The organism is Dorea chungnamensis, assembly GCF_039832125.1.
Taxonomy (GTDB): Bacteria; Bacillota; Clostridia; order Lachnospirales; family Lachnospiraceae; genus JAFBIX01.
This window is the reverse complement of sequence record NZ_JBDOHT010000032.1, coordinates 1-1,881: the sequence shown is the minus strand read 5'-3', so window position 1 is coordinate 1,881 and position 1,881 is coordinate 1. Positions and strand designations below refer to the sequence as shown.

Genomic DNA, 1,881 nt, shown 5'->3' with positions numbered 1-1,881 from the left:
AGGTAGTGTAAAGTAGCCTATGAAAAATTGGAGCTGAAAAAATGGCTCCATTGGAACCTTGAAAATTGCAGATATGTTAGTTTTCGGCAGTGTACGCCACCCTTGACGGCACACTAAAATAATGCTCTGAATGTCTTACCGACGGCGAAGAACTCAAGAACAGATAGGTTTCTCCGTCTGATTCACAGCATTGTAGCATTATTTTAGTGTGTCATCAAGGGCAAAGCCAGAACCAAGGGTTCTGGTGGCTGGATATTTACCTCCGGCTCGGAATCTAAGAACAGATAGCAGCTTCGCTCTGTTGTTTCAGGATTGCCTGCTGGCCAAGGTAGATGAGAAGTTGCCATTTGCCGGGCATGTTCCCAGCACCTTCTAGAAGTTCCACTTTGTTTAGTGGTTCTTTACCACCGGATTTTTCATGTGGGCGTAAGAAATTGTAATAAGCAACCCAAAGAGAGACGCTGTGGATGGCGCCATCTTCTGTACCATAGCCACAGGTAATGCGATAGGATTCCTTAAAGGTACGATTCAGGCGTTCGATGAGCTGCTTGAACGGGCGGTATTCCTTAGATACTTCATCGTCATTTGTAAGACCAATGACCTGAGTGATAAAGACATCCCAGTCTTTCTCAATCTTAAACTGTTGGGCAGCAAGTGGGTAGGCACTGTATCCATCTGCGATGAATTTCAGGGCTTTGCCAGGGAACTCCTTAAACTTATCAAATGCCATCCGCATGGTAAGGATGCAAGGACCGACATCTCTGGATGTTGAGACCTGATACCCAAGAATGGAGCGAGATATTTTGTCCATGATTAGCCACACGTAGGATTTAACGCCTTTGATTTTTATGTAGGTTTCATCGGCGGCCAGTTCATTGGAAGGGTTGTAGTCGTAGGAATCCACGAAAGGCCGTATGATGACAGCAGCGGTTTTGGCATAGTTGTTGACCATGGTGTGTGAGATTTCAATCCCGTGGATTTCTTTCAGAGCCTGTACAGTCTGGCGAAGAGAAAGCTTGAGGTTCACACGGTAGGTAAGGCACAATCCCATGATATAGGCATTGTTCTTCTTATACTTGAAAGAGGTTGCCCATTTCGGAAGCTGATTCAGATCCATGTCGAAGAAGTTCACGGAAAACTCGCGGTAGAGGTATCGCAGCTTGTATTTCCAGTATTCTGATTTTGGAAGGTCTTTTGGAAGCTTATTCAGATTCCGCTTGTAATAGGAGCAGTTGTCATTGATGCATTTGTGGACACGGAAGTGCTTACGGTCTTTGACTGGCTGGAGGGCATGACCGCAGTAGGGACACTGGAGTTTTAGTGGAGTAGTTACTTTCTCACCATTAACAAAGGTCTGGCCGCAGATCTTACATTTGAATTGACCGCGTCCACCGGTATTATCGTAGATGTACTCATGTGGAGCCCCGCAAAGAGGGCACACGATATCTTCAGGAACGGTGCGGGTCTTACCTTTGTGAGTTTTGACTGGTTTCACGGCTTTTCCGTAACGGAGTCGGTAGTACTCGTTCCAGAGTATCCAGTCCTGTTTGATGAAGGGCTTGATGACAGGAAGCTTATCAGTGAGGAATTTCTGGTACTTAGGGCTGTGGATTTCATCATGAGCCCATTGTTTCAAAGGAATATATCTGCAGATAAAGAGAATAAGCCAGCAGATTTGCTGATATTGTTCTTGAATGATGTTAAGTAAATAGAGTATAATGTTATCCATAGCAATGATTTACCTTTCGTATTTTGTTGAGTTTGGTAGCCTACATTATACACGAAAAAGGGGGTCATTGCTTTTTTATATGCAAAAAGTGGTGAAGTCCTTGAAAATATAAGGTTTTAAAGAAAAATAGGACTGTAAAACTTTACAGTACC

General features: G+C 44.0%; 1 protein-coding gene. It reads right to left on the bottom strand.

Annotated elements, in window-relative coordinates:
* Positions 1–274: 274 nt before the first annotated feature.
* On the bottom strand, positions 275–1,729 hold the full coding sequence (locus ABE613_RS15080; RefSeq protein WP_173719767.1) for a DDE-type integrase/transposase/recombinase: 1,455 nt from the start codon (positions 1,727–1,729) through the stop codon (positions 275–277).
* Between the last annotated feature and the right edge of the window lie 152 nt (positions 1,730–1,881).

What these genes read in the sequence shown, in the direction of transcription:
- ABE613_RS15080 (WP_173719767.1), bottom strand. Translation starts at nt 1,729, where the DNA reads ATGGATAACATTATACTCTATTTACTTAACATCATTCAAGAACAATAT.